27 protein-coding genes and 2 tRNA genes are annotated in these 24,488 nt (G+C 68.9%); 11 read left to right on the forward strand and 18 right to left on the reverse strand.

The genetic code is table 11. From position 1 onward, the window contains the following. Positions 1–105 precede the first annotated feature (105 nt). Together tgt and ACDP63_RS02945 are read right to left on the reverse strand one after the other, a co-directional pair. Positions 106–1,236: a tRNA guanosine(34) transglycosylase Tgt gene (gene tgt, locus ACDP63_RS02940; protein ID WP_024843287.1), complete on the reverse strand. Its 1,131-nt coding sequence runs from the start codon at positions 1,234–1,236 to the stop codon at positions 106–108. A 44-nt stretch (positions 1,237–1,280) separates the two neighbouring features. Next, entirely contained in the window at positions 1,281–2,036 is a 756-nt protein-coding gene (locus ACDP63_RS02945; protein ID WP_024843288.1) for a GNAT family N-acetyltransferase, read from the reverse strand. Positions 2,037–2,136: 100 nt separating this feature from the next. On the opposite strand from ACDP63_RS02945, the gene msrB reads away from it, so the two are divergent. Then, entirely contained in the window at positions 2,137–2,535 is a 399-nt protein-coding gene (msrB, locus tag ACDP63_RS02950) for a peptide-methionine (R)-S-oxide reductase MsrB (protein WP_024843289.1), read from the forward strand. A 35-nt stretch (positions 2,536–2,570) separates the two neighbouring features. Here the strand turns inward: msrB and ACDP63_RS02955 are convergent, their stop codons facing one another. Further along, positions 2,571–3,002: an outer membrane protein assembly factor BamE gene (locus ACDP63_RS02955; RefSeq protein WP_024843290.1), complete on the reverse strand. Its 432-nt coding sequence runs from the start codon at positions 3,000–3,002 to the stop codon at positions 2,571–2,573. 138 nt (positions 3,003–3,140) lie between these two features. Between ACDP63_RS02955 and ACDP63_RS02960 the strand changes: the two genes are divergently transcribed. Further along, positions 3,141–3,665: a YceD family protein gene (locus tag ACDP63_RS02960; RefSeq protein WP_024843291.1), complete on the forward strand. Its 525-nt coding sequence runs from the start codon at positions 3,141–3,143 to the stop codon at positions 3,663–3,665. Between the two features lies 1 nt (position 3,666). Here the strand turns inward: ACDP63_RS02960 and betA are convergent, their stop codons facing one another. The 3 genes from betA to betI all read right to left on the reverse strand — a co-directional run bounded on the left by betA (position 3,667) and on the right by betI (position 7,412). Next, positions 3,667–5,319: a choline dehydrogenase gene (betA, locus tag ACDP63_RS02965; RefSeq protein WP_036764619.1), complete on the reverse strand. Its 1,653-nt coding sequence runs from the start codon at positions 5,317–5,319 to the stop codon at positions 3,667–3,669. Positions 5,320–5,400: 81 nt separating this feature from the next. Continuing rightward, the gene (gene betB, locus ACDP63_RS02970; protein ID WP_024843293.1) at positions 5,401–6,846 is read right to left on the reverse strand and encodes a betaine-aldehyde dehydrogenase; all 1,446 of its coding nucleotides are present in this window, start codon (positions 6,844–6,846) and stop codon (positions 5,401–5,403) included. Next, positions 6,843–7,412: a transcriptional regulator BetI gene (gene betI, locus ACDP63_RS02975; RefSeq protein ID WP_024843294.1), complete on the reverse strand. Its 570-nt coding sequence runs from the start codon at positions 7,410–7,412 to the stop codon at positions 6,843–6,845. The genes betB and betI overlap by 4 nt, the downstream gene beginning before the upstream one ends. A 131-nt stretch (positions 7,413–7,543) precedes the next feature. Between betI and choX the strand changes: the two genes are divergently transcribed. From choX to choV, 3 genes are all read left to right on the forward strand, one after another. Beyond that, positions 7,544–8,497 (forward strand): choline ABC transporter substrate-binding protein, encoded by a 954-nt coding sequence (gene choX, locus ACDP63_RS02980; RefSeq protein ID WP_024843295.1) that lies wholly within the window; start codon positions 7,544–7,546, stop codon positions 8,495–8,497. Between the two features lie 175 nt (positions 8,498–8,672). Further along, positions 8,673–9,524: a choline ABC transporter permease subunit gene (gene choW / locus ACDP63_RS02985; RefSeq protein WP_024843296.1), complete on the forward strand. Its 852-nt coding sequence runs from the start codon at positions 8,673–8,675 to the stop codon at positions 9,522–9,524. Next, positions 9,517–10,581 (forward strand): choline ABC transporter ATP-binding protein, encoded by a 1,065-nt coding sequence (choV, locus tag ACDP63_RS02990; protein WP_024843297.1) that lies wholly within the window; start codon positions 9,517–9,519, stop codon positions 10,579–10,581. Before choW ends, choV begins: the two co-directional genes overlap by 8 nt. Here the strand turns inward: choV and ACDP63_RS02995 are convergent. Together ACDP63_RS02995 and ACDP63_RS03000 are read right to left on the reverse strand one after the other, a co-directional pair. Continuing rightward, entirely contained in the window at positions 10,578–11,495 is a 918-nt protein-coding gene (locus ACDP63_RS02995; RefSeq protein ID WP_024843298.1) for a DMT family transporter, read from the reverse strand. The two genes, choV and ACDP63_RS02995, sit on opposite strands and share 4 nt — an antisense overlap. A gap of 38 nt (positions 11,496–11,533) precedes the next feature. After that, on the reverse strand, positions 11,534–12,133 hold the full coding sequence (locus ACDP63_RS03000; protein WP_024843299.1) for a LysE/ArgO family amino acid transporter: 600 nt from the start codon (positions 12,131–12,133) through the stop codon (positions 11,534–11,536). Positions 12,134–12,215: 82 nt separating this feature from the next. Between ACDP63_RS03000 and ACDP63_RS03005 the strand changes: the two genes are divergently transcribed. Further along, positions 12,216–13,082, forward strand: coding sequence for a LysR family transcriptional regulator ArgP (locus ACDP63_RS03005; protein WP_024843300.1), 867 nt, complete (start codon positions 12,216–12,218; stop codon positions 13,080–13,082). Positions 13,083–13,121: 39 nt separating this feature from the next. Here ACDP63_RS03005 and ACDP63_RS03010 read toward each other — a convergent pair whose 3' ends face one another. The 9 genes from ACDP63_RS03010 to ACDP63_RS03050 form a co-directional block, all read right to left on the reverse strand. Further along, a complete protein-coding gene (locus ACDP63_RS03010) occupies positions 13,122–13,862 on the reverse strand; it encodes a YebC/PmpR family DNA-binding transcriptional regulator (protein ID WP_024843301.1) in 741 nt (246 codons plus the stop codon). 65 nt (positions 13,863–13,927) lie between these two features. Continuing rightward, positions 13,928–14,173: a ribbon-helix-helix domain-containing protein gene (locus tag ACDP63_RS03015; protein WP_231486621.1), complete on the reverse strand. Its 246-nt coding sequence runs from the start codon at positions 14,171–14,173 to the stop codon at positions 13,928–13,930. After that, complete coding sequence (locus ACDP63_RS03020; protein ID WP_024843303.1) at positions 14,166–14,372, reverse strand: DUF4169 family protein; 207 nt, start codon at positions 14,370–14,372, stop codon at positions 14,166–14,168. The genes ACDP63_RS03015 and ACDP63_RS03020 overlap by 8 nt, the downstream gene beginning before the upstream one ends. A 2-nt stretch (positions 14,373–14,374) precedes the next feature. Beyond that, on the reverse strand, positions 14,375–15,772 hold the full coding sequence (gene fumC, locus ACDP63_RS03025; RefSeq protein ID WP_024843304.1) for a class II fumarate hydratase: 1,398 nt from the start codon (positions 15,770–15,772) through the stop codon (positions 14,375–14,377). Positions 15,773–15,864: 92 nt separating this feature from the next. After that, a complete protein-coding gene (locus ACDP63_RS03030; protein ID WP_024843305.1) occupies positions 15,865–16,326 on the reverse strand; it encodes an SspB family protein in 462 nt (153 codons plus the stop codon). Positions 16,327–16,492: 166 nt separating this feature from the next. Then, positions 16,493–16,569: transfer RNA gene (locus ACDP63_RS03035), tRNA-Asp, on the reverse strand. A gap of 28 nt (positions 16,570–16,597) precedes the next feature. Next, positions 16,598–16,674: transfer RNA gene (locus ACDP63_RS03040), tRNA-Asp, on the reverse strand. Positions 16,675–16,816: 142 nt separating this feature from the next. Beyond that, positions 16,817–17,638 (reverse strand): PRC-barrel domain-containing protein, encoded by an 822-nt coding sequence (locus ACDP63_RS03045; protein ID WP_024843306.1) that lies wholly within the window; start codon positions 17,636–17,638, stop codon positions 16,817–16,819. Between the two features lie 156 nt (positions 17,639–17,794). Beyond that, positions 17,795–18,898: an anhydro-N-acetylmuramic acid kinase gene (locus ACDP63_RS03050; protein WP_024843307.1), complete on the reverse strand. Its 1,104-nt coding sequence runs from the start codon at positions 18,896–18,898 to the stop codon at positions 17,795–17,797. Positions 18,899–18,956: 58 nt separating this feature from the next. On the opposite strand from ACDP63_RS03050, the gene tyrS reads away from it, so the two are divergent. Together tyrS and ACDP63_RS03060 are read left to right on the forward strand one after the other, a co-directional pair. Continuing rightward, positions 18,957–20,201, forward strand: a complete 1,245-nt coding sequence (gene tyrS / locus ACDP63_RS03055) for a tyrosine--tRNA ligase (protein WP_024843308.1) — start codon at positions 18,957–18,959, stop codon at positions 20,199–20,201. A 229-nt stretch (positions 20,202–20,430) separates the two neighbouring features. Beyond that, positions 20,431–20,895, forward strand: a complete 465-nt coding sequence (locus ACDP63_RS03060) for a DUF4177 domain-containing protein (protein WP_024843309.1) — start codon at positions 20,431–20,433, stop codon at positions 20,893–20,895. A 70-nt stretch (positions 20,896–20,965) separates the two neighbouring features. Here ACDP63_RS03060 and ACDP63_RS03065 read toward each other — a convergent pair whose 3' ends face one another. Further along, positions 20,966–21,181 carry a SlyX family protein gene (locus ACDP63_RS03065; protein ID WP_024843310.1) on the reverse strand — a complete coding sequence of 72 codons (216 nt, stop codon included), beginning with the start codon at positions 21,179–21,181 and terminating at the stop codon, positions 20,966–20,968. Positions 21,182–21,229: 48 nt separating this feature from the next. On the opposite strand from ACDP63_RS03065, the gene hisS reads away from it, so the two are divergent. Genes hisS through hisG form a run of 3 tightly spaced genes read left to right on the forward strand, consistent with a single transcriptional unit; the run spans position 21,230 to position 24,467 of the window. Then, entirely contained in the window at positions 21,230–22,714 is a 1,485-nt protein-coding gene (gene hisS / locus ACDP63_RS03070; RefSeq protein ID WP_409927682.1) for a histidine--tRNA ligase, read from the forward strand. After that, on the forward strand, positions 22,711–23,793 hold the full coding sequence (locus ACDP63_RS03075; protein WP_024843312.1) for an ATP phosphoribosyltransferase regulatory subunit: 1,083 nt from the start codon (positions 22,711–22,713) through the stop codon (positions 23,791–23,793). Before hisS ends, ACDP63_RS03075 begins: the two co-directional genes overlap by 4 nt. Next, a complete protein-coding gene (gene hisG, locus ACDP63_RS03080) occupies positions 23,790–24,467 on the forward strand; it encodes an ATP phosphoribosyltransferase (protein WP_024843313.1) in 678 nt (225 codons plus the stop codon). Before ACDP63_RS03075 ends, hisG begins: the two co-directional genes overlap by 4 nt. Positions 24,468–24,488: the final 21 nt, after the last annotated feature.

Genomic DNA, 24,488 nt, shown 5'->3' on the forward strand with positions numbered 1-24,488 from the left:
GTGGCTTTTGCGGGCATAGGGTTCCTTCGGGGGGCGGTCCTTCCGCCGGCGATTCCCTTGGGGATTATCGAAGGTTCGCCGAAATTCAAGGCACGACCCGGCGTTTCAGAGCGGTTCGATGTCGCCCTGTGCCCGCATTGCCTCGAATCGGGCAACGAAACCGGCCAGGGTGCCGCTCGCGATGGCGTCACGCAGCCCGGCCATCAGTTCCTGGAAGTAATGCAGGTTGTGCCAGGTCAGCAGCATGCCCGAGATCATTTCGCCGGCGCGGAAGACGTGGTGCAGATAGGCGCGGCTGTAGCCGGCGCAGGCCGGGCAGGTGCAATGCTCGTCCAGCGGACGCGGATCGTCGGCATGGCGCGCGTTCTTGATGTTGACCTGCCCGCGCCGGGTCCAGGCCTGCCCCGTGCGACCCGAGCGCGAGGGCAGCACGCAATCCATCATGTCCACGCCGCGCAGGACCGCGCCGACGATGTCGTCGGGCTTGCCCACGCCCATCAGGTAGCGCGGCCTGTCCTCGGGCAGGAAGCCGGGCGCATAGTCCAGCACGCCGAACATCGCCTCCTGCCCCTCGCCCACGGCCAGCCCGCCGATGGCATAGCCGTCGAAGCCGATCGCCTTCAGCGCCTCGGCCGATTCCTCGCGCAGCTCGCGGGTGACGCCGCCCTGCATGATGCCGAACAGCGCGTGGCCGGGCCGGTCGCCGAAGGCGTCGCGGCTGCGCTGCGCCCAGCGCATCGACATGCGCATGGATTTCGCCACCACCTCCTCGGAGGCGGGCAGCGCCGGGCATTCGTCGAAGGCCATGACGATGTCCGAGCCCAGCAGGCGCTGGATCTCCATGCTGGTCTCGGGCGAGAGGTGGTGCTTGGAGCCGTCGACATGGCTGGAGAAGGTCACGCCTTCCTCGGTCAGCTTGCGCAGGCTGGACAGCGACATGACCTGGAAACCGCCCGAATCGGTCAGGATCGGCCGCGGCCAGTTCATGAACCTGTGCAGCCCGCCCAGCCGGGCGATGCGCTCGGCACCCGGCCGCAGCATCAGGTGATAGGTATTGCCCAAGAGGATGTCGGCACCGGTGGCGCGCACCGATTCGGGCAGCATGGCCTTGACCGTGGCGGCGGTGCCCACCGGCATGAAGGCGGGGGTGCGGATCTCGCCCCGCGGCGTCTGGATCACGCCGCTGCGGGCGCGGCCGTCGGTGGCTTGGACGGTGAAATGGAATCTGTCGCTCATGCCTGCGCAGATAGGGGGTTTCGCCGGCGGATGCAAAGCCGCCCTTACGCCCCGGCCGCACGCAACAGTTTCGCCCGTTCCGGGGGAATGGCCCCGATCTCCAGCCCGGTGAAGACATGCAAGGTATCCATCTGCCGGTCCACCACCGCATGATCGCTGACCCAGCCCCCCATGGCGAGGTATGAGCGCAAAAGCGGCGGCATCGCCGCCATCGCCCGGCGCGGATCCGCCTGGCGCAGCCGCAGCGCGCGGGCAAAGCGAAAGACCTGCGGTGCCTTGACCCGCGGCAGCCAGCATTTCGGCGCCAGGTGCCGCTCGCGCAGCATGGCGAAGGCATCCTCGTAGCCGTGGATGTCGGTGCCGGCAAAGCTGGAGCAGCCGAACAGCATCTCGATGCGCGCGTCGTCGACATGCCGGGCCAGCGCGCCCCAGGCCAGGCGCAGGATGTCGGGGTCGCGCCATTGCGGGTGGATGCAGAAGCGGCCGATCTCGACCATCGGGCCGCGGAAATCGCGCAGCCGCGACAGGTTATAGTAGCGCGCCGAATAGCTGTCGCCGATCTCGGCCCCGCCGGACAGGGTGAGCATGCGGAAGCAGGCGACCAGCCCGCCGCCGGCCTTGTCGCGAATCAGCACATGGCTGCAACGGTCGTCGTAATCGTCGGCATCCAGCAGCGATGCGCCCCCGCCATCGCCGCGCCGGCCCAGAAAGCAAAGCCAGCGCAGGCGCTGCGCCTCGCGGATCTCGGCTGCGCCTTCGGCAAAGCCGACCTGGTAGCGGCCCTTGTTGAGTAACATCATGGCGTTCCCGCCCGGCCCGTGAACCGGCCCCGCTCCGACTTGTTAACAACCGTTCTGCGCCTATCTTGTAACAGCAGCATGGCAGGATTGAAGGGCCAAGATGTCGGAACGGATCATCAAGAGCGACGCGGAGTGGCAGGCAGAGCTGGACCCCGAAACCTATCGCGTGACCCGGCAGGCAGGGACCGAGCGGCCGTTCTCGCATCCGGGCTTTCCGCAGGGACCGGGGCATTACGAATGCACCTGCTGCGGCGCGCGGCTGTTCGAGGGCGACGCCAAGTTCGAAAGCCATTGCGGCTGGCCCAGCTTTTCCCGCCCCAGCCCGGCGGGCCAGATCGACGAGCATCGCGACACCAGCCACGGCATGATCCGCACCGAGGTGCGCTGCCACCGCTGCGACGCGCATCTGGGCCATGTCTTTCCCGACGGTCCGCCGCCGACGGGGTTGCGCTATTGCATCAACGGCGTGGCGCTGCGCTTCGTGCCGGAACCCGGCTGAAACGGAAAAGGGCGCCGGTGGGCGCCCGGTTCCTGTCAATCGCCCAGGAAATCCCCGGCCTGCACGCGGCCGACATTGCCCAGAAGCTGGCGGATCAGGCCCAGGCTGGTCACACCGGTATCGGTCACGCGGCGCGACAGCACCACCACCTGTCCCCGCTCCAGCCCGAAGCGCTCGATATTGCTGACCACGCCGCTGTCGGAAAAGCTGATGGCGACCACCTGGCGGTCAACCTCGCGCGGCTCGCGCGGGCCATAGAACTGCCAGCGCGACCCCACGTAATACCAGGCCGAGCCGGTCAGAAGCCCCTGCGCCGAGGGCCGGCCGATCAGCCCCTCGAGATCGGATTGCGAGGTCTGGCCGACGACCACTTGGGCCAATTGCTCCTGGGGCGGGATATAGCCGTGGTTGCGATAGGTGGCCTGGCAGGCGGAAAGGCCCAGAGATGCGGTCAGTGCAAAAGCCATAAGCTGCCGCCGGGAAATCTTCATCTTCTCTCTGCCCTCTTACGCGCCTGTTGACGCCGCGCGACCGGCTTAGCAAACTCATGCCCCACGCTCAAGAATATCCAGACCAAGGGCGGTTTTGCCCGCGAAAGGCCACCGATGACCGATTCCAAAGCCCCGCAGACCCGGTTCCGGGTGGCCCATCTGAACCCGCGCCAGCCGACCGATTTCGCGCTGGCCCCCGCCGCGCCCGCCCGCCGGGCGCTGGCGGCGGAACTGGGGCTGATCGCCCTGCCCCGGCTGGGTTTTTCCGGCCGCATCCGCGCCGTGGCCAGCGACGCCTGGGAGGTGACGGGGACGCTTTCGGCCCGCGTCGTGCAGCCCTGCGTGGTGACGCTGGCCCCGGTCGAGACCGAATTGCGCGAAACCCTGCACCGCGTCTTCTCGCCCCATGCCGGCACCCCCGAAGGCGACGAGGTCGAGATGCCCGACGAGGATCTGGAGCCCCTGGGCCAGTTCATCGACATCGAGGCGATCATGACCGAGGCGCTGGCCCTGGCGCTGCCGCTTTACCCGCGCGCCGAGGGGGCGGCGCTCGACGCCCCCGAAACCGCGCCCGAGGAGGGGGTCCGCAAGCCCTTCGCCGGGCTTGCCGACCTGCTGAAAACCCCGAGGAAGCCCTGAACTAGGCGGAACGCTGGGCGATCTGCCAATCCGGCGCCATTTCCGGGCCCAGGTTCAGCGGCGCCAGCATGCCCTGGCCCAGGATATGATCGGCGGCCTTCTCGCCGGTCATGATCGAGGGCGCGTTCAGGTTGCCGTTGGTGATGCGCGGAAAGACCGAGCTGTCGGCGACGCGCAGCCCCTCGACCCCGATCACCCGCAGTTCCGGGTCCACCACCGCCAAGGGGTCGTCCACCGCGCCCATCCGCGCCGTACCGCAGGGGTGAAAGGCCGATTCGGCATGGTCGCGGACGAAGGCGTCGATCTGATCGTCGCTTACGACGCCCTCGCCGGGCTGGATCTCGTGGCCCTTGTAGGCGGCAAAGGCGGGCTGGGCGAAGATCTCGCGCGTCAGCCGCACGCAGGCGCGGAACTCGGCCCAGTCATCCGGGTGCGACATGTAGTTGAAGCGGATCTCGGGCGCCTGCTTGGGATCGGCGGATTGCAGCCGCACCGTGCCGCGCGATTTCGAGCGCATCGGCCCGACATGGACCTGGAAGCCATGCCCCTCGGCCGCCGCCCGGCCGTCATAGCGCACGGCCAAGGGCAGGAAGTGATACTGGATATCGGGATATTCCACGCCCGCGGCCGAGCGGATGAAGCCGCAACTCTCGAACTGGTTCGAGGCGCCCAGGCCCGTCCCGGTCGCCAGCCATTGCGCCCCGATCGAGCCCTTTCCCCACAGGTTCCAGTGCTTGTAAAGCGTGACCGGCTGGGTCGCGGTATATTGCATGTAGATCTCCAGGTGGTCCTGGAGATTGGCGCCCACGCCAGGCCGGTCCGCCCGGACCTCGATGCCATGTTCGCGCAGATGGTCCGCCGGGCCGATCCCCGAGAGCATCAGCAGCTTCGGCGTGTTGATCGAGCTTGCCGAAAGAATCACCTCATGTTTCGCTCGGAACACATTGACGCCACGGGTATTTCGAACCTCGACGCCGACCGCGCGGCCATCCTCGAAGACCACGCGCCGCGCCAGTCCGCGGCGCAGCCGCAGCCGGCCGGTCGCCTGGGCCGGGCGCAGATAGGCATTGGCGGCCGACCAGCGCCGGCCTTCCCAGATCGTCGCCTCCATGGCGCCGAAACCCTCCTGCCGGGCGCCGTTGTAATCCTCGGTGGTCGGATAGCCGGCCTCGCGCCCGGCCCGGATAAAGGCGTTGAACAGCGGGTTCTTGCGCGAGCCGCGGGTCACATGCAGCGGCCCCTCGGTGCCGCGATAGTCGCTGACCGCGCCATGCGAGGTCTCCATGCGCTTGAAATAGGGCAGCACGTCGGCATAGGCCCAGCCGTCGGCGCCGCTTTCCGCCCAGAAGTCGAAATCCCGGGCATGGCCGCGCACGAAGACCATGCCGTTGATCGAGGACGAGCCGCCGACCACCTTGCCGCGCGGCGTCACCAGCCGCCGACCGCCCAGATGCGGCTCGGGCTCGGACGAAAACCCCCAGTCATAGCGGCGCATGTTCATCGGATAGGACAGCGCCGCCGGCATCTGGATGAAGGGTCCGACATCGCTGCCGCCATATTCGACGATGTCCACCCGCTTGCCGGCCATCACCAGCCGGTAAGCCAGCGCGCAACCGGCCGAGCCGGCGCCCACGATCACATAATCCGGGATCACGCCTGCCCCCCCTGCGCCGCCGCCGCGGCTCTTTCCGTTTTCCCAATACCCATGCCCACCGCGCCGCGGGCGCCACGCCGATCAATAGGGTGCATCGACCCCTCCCATGCCGACATAGACCGATTTCAGCTGCGAATAATGCTCGATGGCCGCGGCCGAGTTCTCGCGCCCGATCCCCGACAGCTTGACGCCGCCGAAGGGCGCCTCGACCGGGGTCAGGTTATAGGCATTGATCCAGGTGGTGCCGGCCTGCAGGGCGGCCGCGACCCGGTGGCCGCGCGCCAGGTCGCGGGTGAACACCCCCGCCGCCAGCCCGTAGGGCGAGGCATTGGCGCGCTCGACCGCCTCCTTTTCGGTCGCGAAGCCCAGCACCGACATGACCGGGCCGAAGATCTCCTCGCGCACGATCCACATGTCATCCGAGGCATCGGCAAAGACCGTGGGCGGGACAAAGGCGCCCTCGCCCGGCCCGCCGCAGACCAGCCGCGCGCCCTCGGCGCAGCCGCGGGCGATGGCCTCGCGGATCTTCGCCGCCTGGCCCGGGCTGACGATGGGACCGTGCAGGGTCGCCTCGTCCAGCGGATCGCCGATCCTGATCCGGGCCACCCGCTCGGCCAGCCGGTCGAGGAAGGCGGGCAGGATGCCCTGCTGCACGAAGACACGGGTGCCGTTCGAGCAGATCTGCCCCGAGGAATAGAAATTCGCCAGCATCGCCGCGCCGACCGCATCGTCCAGCGAGGCATCGTCGAAGACGATCAGCGGCGATTTGCCGCCCAGTTCCATGGTGACATGCCGCATGCCCTCGGCCGCCGCGGCATAGACCCTTTGCCCGGTCGCGACCGAGCCGGTCAGCGAGACCTTGGCGACCCGCGGATCCGTCACCAGCGCCGCGCCGACCTCGGCCCGCCCCTGCACCACGTTGAAGATGCCCGGCGGCAGCCCGGCCTCGGCCAGGATCTCGGCCAGCTTCAGCGCGCCCAGCGGGGTTTCCTCGCTGGGCTTGAAGACCATGGCATTGCCCATGGCCAAGGCCGGCGCCGCCTTCCAGCAGGCGATCTGGCTGGGATAGTTCCAGGCACCGATGCCGGCGCAGACCCCCAGTGCCTCGCGGATGGTATAGACGAAATCGCCGCCCAGCGGGATCGCCTGCCCGGTGACGGTCGGCGCCAGCCCGCCGAAATATTCCAATGCATCAGCGCCCGAGGGCCAGTCGGCCACCCGCGTCTCCTGGATCGGCTTGCCGGTATCCAGAGTTTCGAGCCGCGCCAGTTCCTCGGCCCGCTCGCGGATGATCTGCGCCGCCCGGACCAGCACCCGGCCGCGCTCGACCGGTCGAGCCGCCGCCCAGGCGGGTTGCGCGGCGGCGGCGGCGGCGGTGGCGCGCGTCACCTGGTCGCGGGCCGCCGCGCGCAGATGCGCGATGACCTCGCCGGTATAGGGGTAATGCACCGGCAAGGACTCGCCCTCGCCCTCGACGAAGGCGCCGTCGATGTAAAGGCTCGCCTGCGGTTGCGCGTCATGGCTCATGGCAGCACCTTCTCCAGATAATCCAGCGTGGTTCGTTCGGCGGCGGCGGCATCGGCCTCGTTGGACAGCGCCGCGCGCAGGTAAAGCCCGTCGATCAGCGCCCCCAGCGTGCGGGCGATGCGCTCGGCCCCCGCCCCGGCCAGCGGCCGCAGGGCCGTCAGCAGGTTCGAGGCGAGCCGGCGGTGATAGACCCGCAGCAGCCGCGCCGCCTCGGGCTCGACCAGCGCCAGCGCATAGAAGTTCAGCCAGGCGGCGATGGTATCATGTTCGAAATTCGCACCGTCGAAACTGGCGGCGATGATGGCGCTGAGCCGCTCCTGCGGCGTTTCCGCGCCCCGCAGCGCGGCGCGGGTCGAGGCACCGTATTGTGCCAGGATATGCCGCATCGCCGCCAGGAAGATCCGCTCCTTCGAGCCGAAATAGTGATGCGCGAGCGCCGAGGACATGCCCGCCTCGCGCGCGATCTGCGCCACGGTCACGTCCAGCGAGCCCGCCCGGCCCACTGTGGCAATCGCGGCGTTGATCAGCGCCGCTTTTCGGATAGGTTCAGCGCCAAGCTTGGGCATGACAGGACACCATGGTGCAATTCCGTTGGAAAATTTCGTGCAAGAGACCCGTATCTGGCAGATCATTGATTGACTCGTCAATCAATGAAAGCCTTAATCAACGCACCCGTCAACGAACCAGGGAGATAAAGATGACATTTCGCCGCACCGCTGCAGCTCTTGCCGCCGGGCTGGTCGCCTCGCTCGCCACGGCCGGCATCGCTGCGGCACAAGAGCCGATGGAGTGCCGCAAGGTCGTCTTTTCGGATGTGGGCTGGTCCGACATCAGCGCCACCACCGCGCTGGCCTCGACCGTGCTGGGGGCGCTGGGATACCAGACCGAAACCAAGATCCTGTCGGTGCCGGTGACCTATACCGCGCTTTCCACCGACGACGTGGACGTGTTCCTGGGCAACTGGATGCCGACGATGGAGGCCGACATCGCCCCCTATCGCGAGGCGGGCACCGTGGACATCCTGCGCACCAACCTGACCGGGGCGAAATACACGCTGGCGACGAACAAGGCCGGCGCCGAGCTGGGCATCGACGATTTCGGCAAGATCGCCGGGCACAAGGATGCGCTGGAGGGCAAGATCTACGGCATCGAGCCGGGCAATGACGGCAACCGCCTGCTCCTGGAGATGGTGGCCGAGAACAAGTTCGACCTCGGCACCTTCGAGGTCGTGGAAAGCAGCGAACAGGGCATGCTTGCGCAGGTCGCGCGCGCCGACGCCGCCGGCAAGCCGGTGGTCTTCCTGGGCTGGGAGCCGCATCCGATGAACAGCCAGTTCCAAATGACCTACCTGGCCGGCGGCGACGAGGTCTTTGGCCCCGATTTCGGCGGCGCGCGCGTCGATACCAATACCCGCGCCGGCTATGCCGAGGCCTGCCCGAATGTCGGCAAGTTCCTGCAAAACCTGGAATTCAGCCTGCCCATGGAGAACGAGGTCATGGGCCTGATCCTGAACGACGGCATGCAGCCGGCCGATGCGGCGCTGAAATGGCTCCGCGCCAACCCGGAAGCGGCCCAACCCTGGATCGCGGGCGTCACCGCCGCCGATGGCGGCGATGCGCAGGCTGCGCTGGACAAGGTGCTGTCCGAATAGGGGCCGAACAAGCGCCGGGCGGGCGGGGACGCCCCTGCCCGCACCGCCTAGCTCATGGGACGGTTTTCTCTACCCTGGCCGGGACGGCATGTCCGGGCCGTGCCGCGCTCCGACCCTTCGGCGCAAGGCCGCCCTACAGACCCGACGATCCCGCACGGCAGAAAGAAAGGGACGCATGGACCAACTGACCGCATTCCTGACGGGGACCAAGATCCCGGTGGGCCGGACCGCCAAGGCGATCTTCGACTGGCTCAACGCCCATGCCGCCGTGGTCTTCAACGCCATCTCGCGGCTGTTGGAGGGGCTGATCGGCGGCATCCTGAAGCTGCTGGAATTCCCGCATCCGCTGGTCTTCACCCTGCTGGCCGTGGCCCTGACCTGGGCCTTGCAGCGCAGCTGGAAGACCTGCCTGCTGGTCGCGATGGGTTTCCTGTTCATCCTCAACCAGGGCTATTGGAAAGAGACCATGCAGTCCCTGACCCTGGTGCTTGCCGCCTGCGTCGTCTGCATGGCGATCGGCGTGCCCATGGGCATCGCCGCCGCGCACCGGCCGCGGCTTTACGCCTGGATGCGGCCGGTGCTGGACCTGATGCAGACGCTGCCGACCTTCGTCTACCTGATCCCGGCCATCGTCTTTTTCGGCATCGGCATGGTGCCCGGCCTGATCGCCACGGTGATCTTCGTGCTGCCGGCGCCGATCCGGCTGACGCATCTGGGCATCTCCTCGACGCCCCGGGCGCTGGTCGAGGCCGCCACCGCCTTCGGCGCCACCCCGCGCCAACTGCTGTGGAAGGTCGAACTGCCAAGCGCCACGCCGCAGATCATGGCCGGGCTGAACCAGACCATCATGCTGTCGCTGTCCATGGTCGTCATCGCGGCGCTGGTCGGCGCCTCGGGGCTGGGCGTGCCGGTGGTGCGGGCGCTGAACAGCGTGAACACGGCGCTGGGATTCGAAAGCGGCTTCATCATCGTGGTGGTCGCCATCATGCTGGACCGGATGCTGCGGGTCAGGGGGCGCCATGACTGAGGCCAGGCAAGCCGCGCATAACGCGGTCGAGTTCGACAAGGTGAATATCGTCTTCGGCGACGCGCCCCAGGCCGCGCTGCCGCTGATGGACCAGGGCCTGGAGCGCGGCCCGATCAAGGCCGAGACCGGCCAGGTTCTGGGCGTCCACGACTGCTCGCTGACCGTGCGCGAGGGCGAGATCCTGGTGCTGATGGGCCTTTCCGGCTCGGGCAAGTCCACGCTCTTGCGGGCGGTGAACGGGCTCAACCCGGTCTGCCGGGGCGAGGTGCGGATCTGGGACGGCAAGGCCATGGCCTCGGTGACCAAGGCCTCGGGCACCGAGCTGCGCCGGCTGCGCCGCGAATGCATCGCCATGGTCTTCCAGCAATTCGGCCTGCTGCCCTGGCGCTCGGTGCGCGAGAACGTCGGGCTGGGACTGGAACTGGCCGGCATTCCCGCGGCCGAACGGCGCCGCCGCGTCGACGCGCAGCTGGCCACCGTCGGCCTGGCTGATTGGGCCGAGCGCAAGGTGGGCGACCTGTCGGGCGGCATGCAGCAGCGCGTGGGCCTGGCGCGCGCCTTCGCCACCGAGGCGCCGATCCTCTTGATGGACGAGCCCTTCTCGGCGCTGGACCCGCTGATCCGCAACCGGCTGCAGGACGAACTGCTGGAATTGCAGCAGCGGTTCCGCCGCACCATCATCTTCGTCAGCCACGACCTCGACGAGGCGTTCCGCATCGGCAACCGCATCGCGCTGATGGAGGGCGGCCGCATCGTCCAGGTCGGCACCGCGCGCGAGATCATCGCCCATCCGGCGAATGCCTATGTCGAGGATTTCGTCGCCCACATGAACCCGCTGGCGGTGCTGCGGGCCGAGGACATGGCCGAACCGGGCGAGGCCGCGGGCCTCCCCATCGACCGCCAGACCCCGGTGCGCGAGGTCATCCGGGCCATGACCGAAACCGGCGCCGAGATGCTGCCCCTGCAGGGCGGCGGCCGGGTGACACGCCAGGGCATCATGTCGCGCCTGGTGGTGCGGCGCGGCCAGGCCGGCGGCGCGCTGGAACAGCCGGCCTAGCTTTCCCGCGTCGCCTCGGCCGGCGGGGTGATGGTGGGGCGCCGCAGCCGCGCCTCGCGCCAGGTGATATAGCTGATGGCGCCGATCATGATGGCGCCGCCGACCAGCACCCACAGGTCGACCGGCTCGGCAAAGGCCAGCGCACCCAGCAGGCTGGCCCAGATCAGCTGCAGCAGGGTGACGGGCTGCGTCACCGTCAGGGGCGCGGCGGCAAAGGCACGCGTCATCGCGTAATGCCCCGCGGTGGCGAAAAAGGCGGTGCAGGCCAGCACCGCGCATTGCGCCAGCGTCGGCGGCACCCAGACCAGCGCCGCGACCGGCGCCAGGCCGATGCAGACCGTCAGCGACATCATCGCCACCACGACCGAGGCCGGCACCAGCTCCGACAGCCGCTTGGCCACCAGGTAGGAGCCGCCAAAGATCACCGCGGCGCCCAGCTGCGCCAGGTGGCCCGGCTCCAGCGCGCGGATGCCGGGCCGCAGCACGATCATCGCCCCCGCCAGCGCCACGGCGATGGCCAGCCCGCGCCGCCACGAGATCCGCTCACCCATCAGCAGTGCCGCGCCCAGCGTAACCACGACCGGGTTGAGAAAGCCGATGGCGGTGACCTCGGCCACGGTGATGCGGGCCATGGCATAGAACCACAGGATCACCGCCAGCACATGCAGCCCGCCGCGCAGCGCGAAAAGCGCCCAGATGCGCGGGGCGAAGCCCTGCCGCAGCGCCGGCCCCAGCGCCGGGACCAGGAACAGCAAGCCAAAGGCGAAGCGGATGAAGGCGCCCTCCGCCGCCGGCAGCGCCTGCCCCAGCCAGCGCACCGTGCCGTTGACCGCGACGAAGCACAGCCCCGCCGTCAGCATCCACAGGATGCCCGGCAGGTCGCCGCGCGCAAGGGAATGGGTTGTCCTGCTCATCCCACAGCCATGCCCTGCCGGCACGGGCAGCGCAAGGCTCAGCCGCCCAGCAGCAGGCCCAGGGCGATCGACCACATCACCAGGCCCACCAGCCCGTCCAGCACCCGCCAGGCCGCCGGCCGCGCGAATAGCGGCGACAGCCAGCGCGCCCCGTAACCCAGCGCGAAAAAGAACAGCACCGAGCCCGAGACCGCGCCGGCGACGAAGCCCGGCTTGTTCTCCCAAGCCGCCGAGACCGAACCGATCAGCACCACCGTATCCAGCCAGACATGCGGGTTGAGCCAGGTCAGCCCCGCCAGCACCAGAAGCGTCGCGCCCAGCCCCGCCGCATGGCCCGGCCCGGCCCGCAGCGCCTCGCCGCCGCGCCAGGCGGCGCGAAAGGCGCGCGCGCCATAGGCCAGCAGGAAGGCCGCCCCGCCCCAGCGCATCGCCGCCAGGAACCACGGCGCCTGCGCGGCGATGGCGCCGGCGCCCAGCACCCCCGCGGTGATCAGCACCGCATCCGAGATGGCGCAAAAGGCACAGGTCGCCAGCACATGCCGGCGCATCAACCCCTGCCTCAGCACGAAGGCGTTCTGCGCCCCGATGGCGACGATCAACGACAGGGCGGTGCCAAGACCGGCGAAATAGGCCTGCATGCGGTTCTCCTTTGCCCGCGTCTTGCCCCGGCGCGTTCCTTCAGGCAAATTTAAAATCATTACGTGACTTAAGGTTGCCTTAATGCTCGATTATGCCGCCCTGGCCGTGCTGGCCGAGATCATCCGCCGCGGCAGTTTCGAGGCGGCGGCGGCGGCGCTCGGCGTCACCCCCTCGGCGGTGTCGCAGCGCATCAAGGGGCTCGAGGAGCGGCTGGGTCAGGTGCTGGTCCATCGCGGCCCGCCGGCCCGCGGCACGGAAACCGGGCTGCGGCTGATGCAGCATCTCGACCAGGTGCGGCTGCTGGAAACCACGCTCGCCGCCGGCCTGCGCCCGCCCGGACCGGCGGTGCTGCGGCTCGCGGTCAATGCCGACAGCCTGGCGACCTGGTTCCTGCCGGTGATGGCGGCGCTGCCGGCGCTCTACGACCTGGTGCTGGACGACCAGGACCATGCCCGCGACTGGCTGCGCCAGGGCCAGGTCTCTGCCGCGATCAGCTCCGACCCCGACCCGGTGCCGGGCTGCGACGCGCTGCCCCTGGGCGCCATGCGCTACCTGGCGCTGGCCGCGCCCGGTTTCCGCGCCCGGCATTTCCCCGACGGCGTGACCGAGGCCAGCCTGCGCGCCGCCCCGGCGATCATCTTCAACGCCAAGGACGCGCTGCAATCCCGCTGGGCCGAACAGGCCACCGGCAAACGGCTGCACCTGCCGGGCCACCGGATCCCGGCCTCGGAACCCTTCGCCCGCGCAGTCGAACTCGGCCTCGGCTGGGGCATGATCCCCGAGGCCATGGCCGCCCCGGCCCTGGCGCAGGGCCGGCTGCGACCGCTGCTCCCCGACATGCCGCTGGACGTGGCGCTCTACTGGCACGTCCAGCGCGCCATGGCGCCCGCCCTCGCCCCCCTGACCGCCGCGATCAGAAAAAGGGCCGCAGCCGAACTGCGACCCTGATTTCTCTGTTCCTTAAATACCCCCGCCGGAGGCAGGCAATCAAAGCTGCGCCGCCACATCCTCGGGAATGTCGAAATTCCCGGTGACGTTCTGCACGTCGTCGTCCTCTTCCAGCGCGTCGATCAGCTTCATCAGCTTCTGCGCCGTCTCCAGGTCGATCTCGGTCGGCGCCTGCGGCTTCCAGATCAGCTTGGCATGTTCGGATTCGCCCAGGGACGCCTCCAGCGCGTTCGAGACCTCGGCCAGGTCGGTGTCCGCGGTATAGATCCAGTGCCCGTCTTCGTCGCTCTCGACATCCTCGGCCCCGGCCTCGATGGCGGCCATCATCACCGTGTCGGCATCGCCGGCGCTGGCGGGATACATGATCTCGCCCTTGCGGTCGAACATGAAGCTGACCGAGCCGGTCTGGCCCAGGTCGCCGCCGTATTTGGTGAAATAGCTGCGCACGTTGGACGCGGTGCGGTTGCGGTTGTCGGTCATCGCCTCGACGATGATGGCAATGCCGTTCGGGCCATAGCCCTCGTAGCGGATCTCGTCATAGCTCTCGGCATCGCCGCCCTGCGATTTCTTGATGGCGCGGTCGATCACGTCCTTCGGCATCGAGTTCGACTTGGCTTCCTTCACCGCAAGGCGCAGGCGCGGGTTCTTGTCGGGGTCAGGGTCGCCCATCTTGGCGGCGACGGTGATTTCTTTGGCCAGTTTCGAAAACAGCTTCGAGCGCAGCTTGTCCTGCTTGCCCTTGCGATGCTGGATATTGGCCCATTTGGAATGGCCTGCCATGGTATTTCCCGAAAATTTGGATATGTGCTGCGGCTTTTAGTCAGCCAGGGCCCAGGCCGCAAGCATTACGCCCGATTCTTGACGATCTCGGCCAGCACATAGAGCCGCAGGGCGGTGGCCAGCCCCACCTCGGGCGGGCGGGCGGCGTCGATCTGGGCGATCAGCGCGGCGGTGGTGCGTCCCCCGGCACGGGCCAGGTCGCGCAGCTCGCGCCAGAAGGCGTCTTCGAGGCTGACCGAGGTGCGATGCCCGCCGATGGTGATCGAGCGCTTCACCGGCGCGGACATCGGCGGCAGCGGCAGATCAGTCATCGCCCGGCTCCGGTCCCTTGCGATGCTGGTCCAGGTGCCGGGCAGCGCGGGCGGCGGCGTCCTGCTCGGCAAGCTTCTGGGCCTTGCTGCGGCCGAATTTCGCCGCATTCTCGTCGCCCTGCCGGCGGGCGGCATCGCGGGCGGCGGATTTGCGCACCGCCCGCAGGTTCACGACCTTGCCTGAACCAGACCCGGCCAAGATCAGTCTTCCGGGCCGATCATCTGCTCGGGGCGGACGATGCGGTCGAAGGTCTCGCCATCGACGAAGCCCAGCGCGATCGCCTCCTCGCGCAGCGTGGTGCCGTTCTTATGCGCGGTCTTGGCCACCTTGGTCGCGTTGTCATAGCCGATGGTCGGCGCCAGCGCCGTCACCAGCATCAGCGATTCCTTCATCAGCTTCTCGATGCGGGGGATGTTCGCCTGGGTGCCCACGACCATGTTGTCGGTGAACGAACCCGCCGCGTCGCCCAGAAGCTGCATGGATTGCAGCACGTTGTAGCTCATCATCGGGTTGTAGACGTTCAGTTCGAAATGGCCCTGCGAGCCGGCAAAGCCGATGGCGGCGTCGTTGCCCATGACATGGGCGCAGACCATGGTCAGCGCCTCGGCCTGGGTCGGGTTCACCTTGCCCGGCATGATCGACGAGCCCGGCTCGTTCTCGGGCAGGATCAGCTCGCCCAGGCCCGAGCGCGGGCCCGAACCCAGCAGGCGCATGTCATTGGCGATCTTGAACAGCGCGGCGGCCACGGTCTTCAGCGCGCCCGAGAAGAACACCATCGCGTCATGCGCGGCCAGCGCCTCGAACTTGTTCGGCGCGGTGACAAAGGGCAGGCCGGTGATCTCGGCGATCTGGGCGGCAATCGCCGTGTCCCAGCCCTTCTTGGTATTCAGCCCGGTGCCGACCGCGGTACCGCCCTGCGCCAGCTCGTAGATGTCGCCGAGCGCCAGCTTGACCCGCTCGATGCCCTTGGCGACCTGATGCGCATAGCCGCCGAATTCCTGGCCCAGCGTCAGCGGCGTCGCGTCCTGGGTATGGGTGCGGCCGATCTTGATGATGTCCTTGAACTCCTCGGACTTCGCGACCAGGGCCTTGTGCAGCTTTTCCAGCCCCGGCAGCAGCACGTCGCGCGCCTGCATGGCGATGGCGACATGCATCGCGGTCGGGAATGTGTCGTTCGAGCTTTGACCCATATTCACATGGTCGTTCGGATGGACCGGCTTCTTCGAGCCCATCTCGCCGCCCAGGATCTCGATGGCGCGGTTCGAGATCACCTCGTTGGCGTTCATGTTCGACTGCGTGCCCGAGCCGGTCTGCCAGACCACCAGCGGGAAATTGTCGTCGAACCGGCCGGCGACGACTTCCGAGGCCGCCTGCACCATCGCCTTGCCGATCGCCGGGTCCAGCTTGCCGCTGGCCATGTTCACCTCGGCCGCGGCCTGCTTGATCACGCCCAGGGCGCGGATGATCGCCACCGGCTGGCGCTCCCAGCCGATGGGGAAGTTCTGGATCGAGCGCTGGGTCTGGGCGCCCCAATACTTGTCGGCAGGCACCTCCAGCGGGCCGAAGCTGTCGGTCTCGGTGCGGGTGGTCTTGGTCATGGCATGCTCCCTCACGGTGTTGCGGGGGTTCTAGGCCCGATGGCGCGGATTGGCAATCGGCATGCCGTGGTATGCTATGCGCTAACAGCGCCTCACTTGCGCCATTTGTCCAGGCTGACCACCTCGGCGCCGCCCTTCGCGCCCTCCTCGCCCGGCGCCTCGGCCATGGGCGGCTCGTTCTCTTCGGGCTCGTCCTCCTCCTCGTGGTTCTCGAAGCGCAGGCCGAACTCGACCGAGGGATCCACGAAGGTGCGCAGCGCGTCGAAGGGGATATAGAGCGGTTCGGGCGAATTGCCGAAATTCAGCGTGATGTGAAAGCCCTCGGGCGTGACCGAGAGATCCTCGAACCAATGCTGGATGACGATGGTCATCTCGTCGGGATAGCGCTCGCGCAGCCAGTCGGCCATCTGCACCTGCGAATCGCGGGTGTCGAAGGTGATGAAGAAATGATGCTCGCCCGGCAGCCCCTCGGTGGCCACCGTTTGCAGCACATCCGCGATCAGCCGCTGCATGGCCCGGTGCATCATTCCGCCGTAATCTATTCCGCGTGCCATGGCGTCCTCCGTCGTGTTGGGGGCCAGCATAGGGAAATGAGACGGCTTGAAAAGCCCCTAGCGCCGCTTGGAAGCACGACCGGCGGCCGGCTTCTCCGTTCCCCAAATACCCAAGGAACCGCGCCACAGGCGCAGCCGCGAAGCCATGGAGGATCAAGGGGAAAGATGGCGCGGTTGACGGGGCTCGAACCCGCGACCCCCGGCGTGACAGGCCGGTACTCTAACCAACTGAGCTACAACCGCGCATCTTTTCGGCGATATATGGTGGTGGTGGCGCGGTTGACGGGGCTCGAACCCGCGACCCCCGGCGTGACAGGCCGGTACTCTAACCAACTGAGCTACAACCGCGCAGACCACTTCCCCCGGATCGCCGTCCGGGGTGCGAGGGGGTTTACGCATGGCGGCGGATGCCGTCAAGGCCGATCTTGTGCAAAAAACGCAAGGGCGCCCCGAAAGGCGCCCTCGTCCGGTCCGGCAAGGGCCGGAAACCTTATTTCCGCACGGTCTTCTCGTCGAAATCCGGCAGGGCCTGCAGCTCGGCCTTGGTGTAATTGGTGGCGAAGAAGGTGTCGTTGCCGATGCTCACCAGGTGGATCGCATCCACGCCCAGCAGCACCTTCTTGGCACCGATGCCCAAAAAGCCGCCGATATCGGCGACATAGCCGACGACCTGGCCCGAATCATCCAGCACGATGTCGTTCACCTTGGCGATGTCCTGCCATTCGGCCGGGCGCTCCTCGAGCGCGGGATCGGTCCATTCGGTGGTCGAGGGCTGGTTGGTGGTCCAGATCCGGCGGCTGGTCAGCCAGCTCGACAACACGCCCGGCTCAGCCTCCGAGATCGCCGGCGGGTTGACGTCGGGCGGCGTGACCGGTGCCTCGGCCGCCGCATCCGCGGCGGCATCGGCAGCGTCGCTTGCGGCATCGGCGGCTTCCTCGGCAGCGCCGGCAGCCTCCTCGGCAGCGCCCTCGGCCGCTTCGGGCACCGCATCTCCGGCGGGTGCATCGGGGGCGACGCCCATCTCCGCCGCGGCGCCGGCGGCGTCATTGGCCGCGTCGCTCGCCGCATCGGCGGCGTCGGCAGCGTCACCGGCAGCATCAGCCGCGGCCTCACCGGCTTCCTCGGCCGCCTGGTCGGCAGCCTGTTCTGCTTGGTCTGCGGCCTGCTCGGCCTGCTCGGCAGCATTCTCGACCGCGGTTGCGGCGTCCTCGACCTGCTCGGCCGGGATCTCGGCCGGCGGCATGGTCTCGGTCTGCGCAAAGGCAGGACCGGCAAGCGCCAGCGTGGTGGCAGCGATGACAAGAGGTTTCATGGACGATGTCCTTTCCGATTGTCGTTGTCACGGACGGCGGGTGCCGCCATATGCCCGTCCAACGTCACCATCCTCCGCATCGTTCCCGCGAAATGGTGCCGAAACAATCACAAGGCGGAAATCCGCCTGTGATCGCGGCCCCGGCTGGCAACCGCCTCAGCGCCGCGGCGGATGGCTGATGCGCCCGCCGCAGACCGGCCCCGGCGCGCCGGTGGTGCCGGGCCCCGAGGTCGGCAACCCGCGCAGCACCCGCACCGCCAGCCAGCCGAAGGCCTGCGCTTCCAGCATGTCGCCGTCGAGCCCGGCTTCCTCGACCGGCGCGACACGGGCCGCCAGCCGCGCCGCCAGCGCCGCCATCAGCGCGGCATTGTGCCGGCCGCCGCCGCAGACCAGCACCAGGCCGGGCACCGGGTCCAGGGCCGCCATGCCCGCCGCCACCGCCGCCGCCGCCGCATGGGTCAGCGTCGCGGCCGCATCGGCATCCGATAGCCCTGCCACCTCGGCCGCAAGCGCGGGAAAGGCGTCGCGGTCCAGCGATTTCGGCAAGGGTCGGGCGAAATGCGGATGTTCCAGGAAACGGGCGATGACGCGCTCGTCCGGGTTGCCCTGCAAGGCCAGCCGCCCGCCCTCATCGCGGGCCAGGCCGCGGCGGGCGCGCATCAGGTCGTTCAGCGGCGCATTGGCCGGGCCGGTATCGAAGGCGATGCAGGCGCCCGGCGCCTCGGGCGCATCGGCGGCCGGATCGACAAAGGTCAGGTTGCCCACCCCGCCCAGGTTCAGGAAAGCGACGGGCGCGCGCGGCAAATGCCCCTGCCCCATCGCCCATTCCGCACAGGCCCAATGGAAGAAGGGCGCAAGCGGCGCGCCCTCGCCGCCCTGCCGCACGTCCTCGGAGCGGAAATCCCAGACCACCGGCCGGTCCAGCCGCCGCGCCAGCGCCGCGCCGTCGCCCGCCTGATGCGTGCCCCGCCCCGCCGGGTCATGGGCCAGCGTCTGGCCGTGATAGCCGACCAGTTCCGCCTCGGGGAAACCTTCGGCCAGCGCGGCATGGGCGGCGACGGACAGCGCCGCCGCATCCGCCACGTCCGGCCCGCCCGGCCATTGCCCCAGCGCCGCGTGCAGCAGCCCCGATTCGTTGCCGGAATAGGCGCGCCAGGCGCTGCGGCCGAACCCGGCGATGCGCCGCCCGTCGGTCTCGATCATCGCCGCGTCCACCCCATCGAGCGAGGTGCCCGACATCATCCCCAGCGCATGGATCATCCTGCTTTCCCTTCGGCCCTTCCCCCGGTATATCCGCGCCAGTCGAAAGGAACAGCCCATGACCTACCGTGCCAAATCCGATTTCCTGAACGTGATGATCGAGCGTGGCTACCTGGCGGACTGCACCGACATGCAGGCGCTGGACGAAGCCCTGACCCTCGGCCCGGTGACGGCATATATCGGCTATGACGCGACGGCGGCCAGCCTGCATGTCGGGCACCTCTTGAACATCATGATGCTGCGCTGGTTCCAGAAGACCGGCAACCGACCGATCACGCTGATGGGCGGCGGCACCACCAAGGTCGGCGACCCCAGCTTCCGCAGCGAGGAGCGTCCGCTGCTGACCCCGGACGCGATCCAGGCGAATATCGACGGCATGCAGCAGGTCTTTGCCCGCTACCTCGACTATGCCGACGGCCGCGCGATGATGCTCAACAATGCCGAATGGCTGGACGGCCTGAACTACCTCGATTTCCTGCGCGACATCGGCCGGCATTTCTCGGTCAACCGGATGCTCAGCTTCGAATCGGTCAAGTCGCGGCTGGACCGCGAGCAGTCGCTGAGCTTCCTCGAATTCAACTACATGATCCTGCAGGCCTATGACTTCCTGGAACTGTATCGCCGCTACGGCTGCCGGCTGCAGATGGGCGGCTCGGACCAGTGGGGCAATATCGTCAACGGCATCGACCTGACCCGCCGGGTGCTGGATGCCGAGATCTGGGGCCTGACCTCGCCCTTGCTGACCACCTCGGACGGGCGCAAGATGGGCAAGTCGGCCGGCGGCGCGGTCTGGCTCAATGGCGCGATGCTGTCGCCCTACGAGTTCTGGCAGTTCTGGCGCAACACCACCGACGCCGATGTCGGCCGCTTCCTGAAACTCTATACCGAGCTGCCGGTCGAGGAATGCGACCGGCTGGGCGCGCTTTCGGGCTCCGAGATCAACGCGGCCAAGATCATCCTGGCCAATGAGGTCACGACGCTGCTGCACGGGGCCGAGGCGGCGGCCTCGGCCGAGGCGACCGCGCGCGAGGTCTTCGAGCAGGGCGGCGCCGGCGGCGATCTCGAGGTGGTGACGGTCAGCGCCGATGCCTTGGCCTCGGGCCTGACCGTGGTGCAGCTGCTGGCGCAGACCGGCATCACCGCCTCGGGCAAGGAGGCCAAGCGCCTGATCGCCGAAGGGGGACTGCGGCTCAACAACGAAGCCGTCAGCGACCCGCAGCTGGCCGTCGACGCGGCGCTGATCGGCGACGGGCTGAAGGTTTCGGTCGGCAAGAAAAAGCACCGCATGGTGCAATTGGGATAAGCCAAACGCCGGGGCTCCCCGCCGGCCCGCTCCTCCGGCCGGCCCGGTGGCCGGGGCCGCCCTCCCGAACCGCCCCGCCTGCCCGAATCGCGGCTCCGGCGCCGCCCGCGCGCCGGACCGCCTGCCCCCTCACGGCCTCGTGCTTCGCAGGCCCGCGCGCCGCCCTTGCCCGGTGCTTCCCTTGCCCCCGCATCTCGCCTAACCTGCGGCGCAAAGGAAAGGCCCATGCATGAGCAGCTATGAATACACCGTCATCCCCGCTCCCGCCCGCGGCGAAAAGGCCAGGGGCGCGCGCAGCGGCATCGAGCGTTTCGCCGCCACCCTCGCCGATGTCCTCAACGAGATGGCCCGCGACGGCTGGGACTATGTCCGCGCCGAAACCCTGCCGGCCGAAGAACGCTCGGGCCTGACCAGCCGCACCACGGTCTATCACAACCTGCTGATCTTCCGCCGCGCGCTTGCGGGGTCCGCAGACCAGCCGGTCGCCGTGGCGCAGCCGCAACCCGCCGCAGCCGCCCCCCAGCCGGAACCCGAGCCTGCCGCCCGCGGCCCGTTCAGCCAACCGATGCGGGCGGCGCCGAAACCGGCAGCCCCTGCCGCGCCGACCGCTGCCGCGCGCGTCGCGGAACCGCCGCTGACCGCGCCGCCGGCCCCGGCCCCCGCGGGCCCGCGCCTCGGCCCGGCCAGCCGCTGATTTCTCCGTTTTCCAAATACCCCGGGGTGAGCCCCCGGCACGGGGGCGAGGGGCAGCGCCCCTCACCCCTTCACCAATGCGGCGGCCGCTGGTCCGCCAGCGGCACCGTGCCCGCCTCGGCCTCGCGCTCCGCCTCGCGCTCCATCAGCATGCCGACATGGCGCGCCAGCCGGGCGATCTCGCCCTCCTGCCGGGCCACGATACCCGACAGATCCTCGACGGTCCGCGCCAGATAGGCCGCGGCTTCCTCCAGCCGCTCGATCCGTTCCTGCGTCTGCTTGTCCATCCATCCTCCATCCGCTAGACCGCCGCATGGAAAAGCCCGAGGCAAACCATGGCGAAAGATCAGAAGAAACAGCCCCGTCCCAAGGCCGAGACGCCCAAGGGGTTCCGCGACTATTTCGGCGCGGACGTGACCGAGCGCAAGCAGATGCTGGACCGTATCGCCGAGATCTATCATCGCCACGGCTTCGAGCCGCTCGAAACCAGTGCCGTGGAAACCGTCGAGGCGCTGGGAAAGTTCCTGCCCGACGTGGACCGCCCCAATGCCGGCGTCTTCGCCTGGCAGGAATCGGACGTCCCCGGCGGCGGCTCCGGCGACTGGCTGGCGCTGCGCTATGACCTGACCGCGCCCTTGGCCCGCGTCGCGGCGCAGTTCCGCAACGACCTGCCCAGCCCCTATCGCCGCTATGCCATGGGCCCGGTCTGGCGCAATGAAAAGCCCGGCCCCGGCCGCTTCCGCCAGTTCTACCAATGCGATGCCGATACCGTGGGCTCGGCCTCGGTCGCCGCGGATGCCGAGATCTGCGCCATGCTGGCGGCGGCGCTGGAACATGCCGGGATCGCGCGCGGCGACTACCTGATCCGCATCAACAACCGCAAGGTGCTGAACGGCATCCTGGAATCCACGGGCGTGGCCGAGGGCAAGCCTGCCGACGACGTGCTGCGCACCATCGACAAGTTCGACAAGGTCGGCGAGGAGGGCGTGCGCCAGTTGCTGACCACCGGCCGCAAGGACGATAGCGGCGCCTTCATCGAGGGCGTGGGGCTGGCCCCCGAACAGGCCGGTCCGGTGCTGGCCTTCCTGACCTCGAAGGGCGCGGACAACGCCGCGACGCTGCAAAACCTGCGCGCCGCCGTCGGCGCCTCGGCCGCGGGGGCCGAGGGGGTCGCGGAACTGGCGCAGATTGCCCAGATGCTCGCCGCCATGGGCGTGGGCGAGGATCGCGCCGTCATCGACCCGTCGATCGTGCGCGGCCTGGGCTATTACACCGGCCCGGTCTTCGAGGCCGAGCTGACCTTCGAGATCCTCGACGACAAGGGCCGCAAGCGTCAGTTCGGCTCGGTCGCCGGCGGCGGGCGCTATGACGGGCTGGTGGAACGCTTCACCGGCCAGAAGGTGCCGGCGACCGGCGTCTCCATCGGCGTGGACCGGCTGCTGGCCGCCCTGCGCGCCAAGGGGCTGATGGGCGGGGCCGAGCCGGGCCCGGTCGTCGTCACCGTCATGGACCGCGAGCGCATGGCCGATTACCAGGCCATGGCGGCGGAACTGCGCGCGGCCGGCATCCGCGCCGAGGTCTATCTGGGCAACCCCAAGAACTTCGGCAACCAGCTGAAATATGCCGACAAGCGCAATGCCCCGGTCGCGATCATCCAGGGCGGCGACGAGGCGGCGCGCGGCGTGGTGCAGGTCAAGGACTTGGTCCTTGGGGCGAAGATCGCGGACGAGGCCAGCCACGAGGAATGGAAGGCCCAGCCCGCCCAGACCGAAGTGGCCCGCGCCGATCTGGTCGCCGAAGTCCGGCGCATCCTAGGATGAGCAAGCGCGAGAAACAGGCCATCGGCCAGCAGATCCTCGCCGCCTTCCGCGCTGCCGGCGCGCAGGAGGTCGCGCCCGACCTGCTGCTGCCGGCCGAGACGCTCTTGGACCTCTATGGCGAGGATATCCGCGCCCGCGCCTATGTGACCCAGGATCCGATCCGCGGCGAGATGATGCTGCGCCCCGACTTCACCGTGCCGGTGGTGCAGATGCACATGGCCAGCGGCGCCGAGCCCGCCCGCTATTGCTACCTGGGCGAGGTGTTCCGCAAGCAGGACCATGGCGAGACGCGCCCCGAGCATCCGCGCGACAACGAATACCTGCAGGCGGGTTTCGAGCTTTTCGCCCGCGACCCGGATGCCGATGCCGAGGTTTTCGCCCTGTTCCACGACATCCTGGCGCCCCTGAAGCTGCAGGCCAGCATGGGCGACATGGACCTGCTGATAGACGCGGTGCGCGCCTTGCCGCTGTCGGGTGCGCGTCGTGCCGCGCTTTTGCACCACATCTGGCGGCCGCGGCGCTTTGCCAAGGCGCTGGCGCGCTTCGCCGCCCCGGCCGAGGCCCGCGGCTTTCCCGAAACCGCCGCGCCCTGGACCGGGCTGCGTTCGCCGGCCGAGATGCAGGCCCGCATCGACCGGCTGCGCAGCGACGCCGCCGAGGCGCCGCTGCCGCCGCAATGGGTCGAGCGGCTGGAGCGGCTGTTCTCCATCCAGGCCCCGGCCCCCGAGGCGCTGCGGCGGCTGCGCGCGCTGGCGGCCGAGATCCCCGACATCGCCGAGGCGGTGGACCGGCTGGAGCGCAATCTCGCGGCGCTGTCGGCGCGCGGCATCGACGTGGGCCGGGTGCATTTCGACGCCAGCCACGGCCGGCACACAATGGAATATTACGACGGCATGACTTTCAGCTTTGCCGCGCCGGGCCGCACGGACTGGCCGCCCGTCGCCTCGGGCGGACGCTACGACGCGCTGGCGGCGGTGCTGGGCCAGGCGCAGGGCCGCTCGATCCCGGCGGTGGGCGGCATCATCCGGCCGGGGCTGGTCTACGAATTGGGGGGCCAGGTCTTGGGGAAAGCAGCATGATCCGGCTGGGCGTGCCGTCCAAGGGGCGGCTGATGGAGCAGACATTCGACTGGTTCGCCACCCGCGGCGTGACCCTGTCGCGCGCCGGCTCGGATCGCGAATATGCCGGCCGGGTCGAGGGGGCGGACAATGTCGCGCTGGTGCTGCTGTCGGCGGGCGAGATCCCGCGCGAGTTGATGGCCGGGCGCATCCACCTGGGCGTGACCGGCACCGACCTGATCCGCGAGAAGCTGCCCGGCTGGCGCAGCCATGTCGAGGAACTGGCGCCGATGGGCTTCGGCCATGCCGACCTGATCCTGGCCGTGCCCGCTTGCTGGAGCGATTGCGAGACGCTGGACGATTTCGCCACCATCGCCCGCGATTTCCGGGCCGAGCACGGCTTCCGCCTGCGCATCGCCACCAAGTATCATCGGCTGGTGCGCGCCTGGCTCTCGGCGCAGGAGGTCGCGGATTACCAGCTGGTCGACAGCCAGGGCGCGACCGAGGGCACGGTGGCCAACTTGACCGCCGAGGCCATCGCCGACATCACCTCCTCGGGCGAGACGCTGCGCGCCAACCACCTGAAGATCATCGGCGAGGAGCCGATCCTGCGCTCGCAGGCGACGCTCTTGCGCTCGCTGGCGGCGGGGGACGAGGCCGAGGTGCGGGATTTCGCAGCGCGACTCGGGCTCTAGAAACCCGCGGCCGGGCAGCGG

Origin of the sequence: Paracoccus sp. P2, assembly GCF_046335115.1 — a bacterium.
GTDB lineage: Bacteria > Pseudomonadota > Alphaproteobacteria > Rhodobacterales > Rhodobacteraceae > Paracoccus > Paracoccus pantotrophus.

What these genes read in the sequence shown, in the direction of transcription:
- ACDP63_RS03000 (WP_024843299.1), bottom strand. Translation starts at nt 12,133, where the DNA reads ATGCAGGCCTATTTCGCCGGTCTTGGCACCGCCCTGTCGTTGATCGTC.
- ACDP63_RS02960 (WP_024843291.1), top strand. Translation starts at nt 3,141, where the DNA reads ATGACCGATTCCAAAGCCCCGCAGACCCGGTTCCGGGTGGCCCATCTG.
- ACDP63_RS03015 (WP_231486621.1), bottom strand. Translation starts at nt 14,173, where the DNA reads ATGACTGATCTGCCGCTGCCGCCGATGTCCGCGCCGGTGAAGCGCTCG.
- betI (WP_024843294.1), bottom strand. Translation starts at nt 7,412, where the DNA reads ATGCCCAAGCTTGGCGCTGAACCTATCCGAAAAGCGGCGCTGATCAAC.
- fumC (WP_024843304.1), bottom strand. Translation starts at nt 15,772, where the DNA reads ATGACCAAGACCACCCGCACCGAGACCGACAGCTTCGGCCCGCTGGAG.
- ACDP63_RS03005 (WP_024843300.1), top strand. Translation starts at nt 12,216, where the DNA reads ATGCTCGATTATGCCGCCCTGGCCGTGCTGGCCGAGATCATCCGCCGC.
- choV (WP_024843297.1), top strand. Translation starts at nt 9,517, where the DNA reads ATGACTGAGGCCAGGCAAGCCGCGCATAACGCGGTCGAGTTCGACAAG.
- ACDP63_RS02945 (WP_024843288.1), bottom strand. Translation starts at nt 2,036, where the DNA reads ATGATGTTACTCAACAAGGGCCGCTACCAGGTCGGCTTTGCCGAAGGC.
- choX (WP_024843295.1), top strand. Translation starts at nt 7,544, where the DNA reads ATGACATTTCGCCGCACCGCTGCAGCTCTTGCCGCCGGGCTGGTCGCC.
- choW (WP_024843296.1), top strand. Translation starts at nt 8,673, where the DNA reads ATGGACCAACTGACCGCATTCCTGACGGGGACCAAGATCCCGGTGGGC.
- ACDP63_RS02955 (WP_024843290.1), bottom strand. Translation starts at nt 3,002, where the DNA reads ATGGCTTTTGCACTGACCGCATCTCTGGGCCTTTCCGCCTGCCAGGCC.
- hisS (WP_409927682.1), top strand. Translation starts at nt 21,230, where the DNA reads ATGGCGAAAGATCAGAAGAAACAGCCCCGTCCCAAGGCCGAGACGCCC.
- tyrS (WP_024843308.1), top strand. Translation starts at nt 18,957, where the DNA reads ATGACCTACCGTGCCAAATCCGATTTCCTGAACGTGATGATCGAGCGT.
- tgt (WP_024843287.1), bottom strand. Translation starts at nt 1,236, where the DNA reads ATGAGCGACAGATTCCATTTCACCGTCCAAGCCACCGACGGCCGCGCC.
- ACDP63_RS03075 (WP_024843312.1), top strand. Translation starts at nt 22,711, where the DNA reads ATGAGCAAGCGCGAGAAACAGGCCATCGGCCAGCAGATCCTCGCCGCC.
- betB (WP_024843293.1), bottom strand. Translation starts at nt 6,846, where the DNA reads ATGAGCCATGACGCGCAACCGCAGGCGAGCCTTTACATCGACGGCGCC.
- ACDP63_RS02995 (WP_024843298.1), bottom strand. Translation starts at nt 11,495, where the DNA reads ATGAGCAGGACAACCCATTCCCTTGCGCGCGGCGACCTGCCGGGCATC.
- hisG (WP_024843313.1), top strand. Translation starts at nt 23,790, where the DNA reads ATGATCCGGCTGGGCGTGCCGTCCAAGGGGCGGCTGATGGAGCAGACA.
- ACDP63_RS03010 (WP_024843301.1), bottom strand. Translation starts at nt 13,862, where the DNA reads ATGGCAGGCCATTCCAAATGGGCCAATATCCAGCATCGCAAGGGCAAG.
- ACDP63_RS03060 (WP_024843309.1), top strand. Translation starts at nt 20,431, where the DNA reads ATGAGCAGCTATGAATACACCGTCATCCCCGCTCCCGCCCGCGGCGAA.
- ACDP63_RS03045 (WP_024843306.1), bottom strand. Translation starts at nt 17,638, where the DNA reads ATGAAACCTCTTGTCATCGCTGCCACCACGCTGGCGCTTGCCGGTCCT.
- ACDP63_RS03030 (WP_024843305.1), bottom strand. Translation starts at nt 16,326, where the DNA reads ATGGCACGCGGAATAGATTACGGCGGAATGATGCACCGGGCCATGCAG.
- ACDP63_RS03050 (WP_024843307.1), bottom strand. Translation starts at nt 18,898, where the DNA reads ATGATCCATGCGCTGGGGATGATGTCGGGCACCTCGCTCGATGGGGTG.
- msrB (WP_024843289.1), top strand. Translation starts at nt 2,137, where the DNA reads ATGTCGGAACGGATCATCAAGAGCGACGCGGAGTGGCAGGCAGAGCTG.
- ACDP63_RS03065 (WP_024843310.1), bottom strand. Translation starts at nt 21,181, where the DNA reads ATGGACAAGCAGACGCAGGAACGGATCGAGCGGCTGGAGGAAGCCGCG.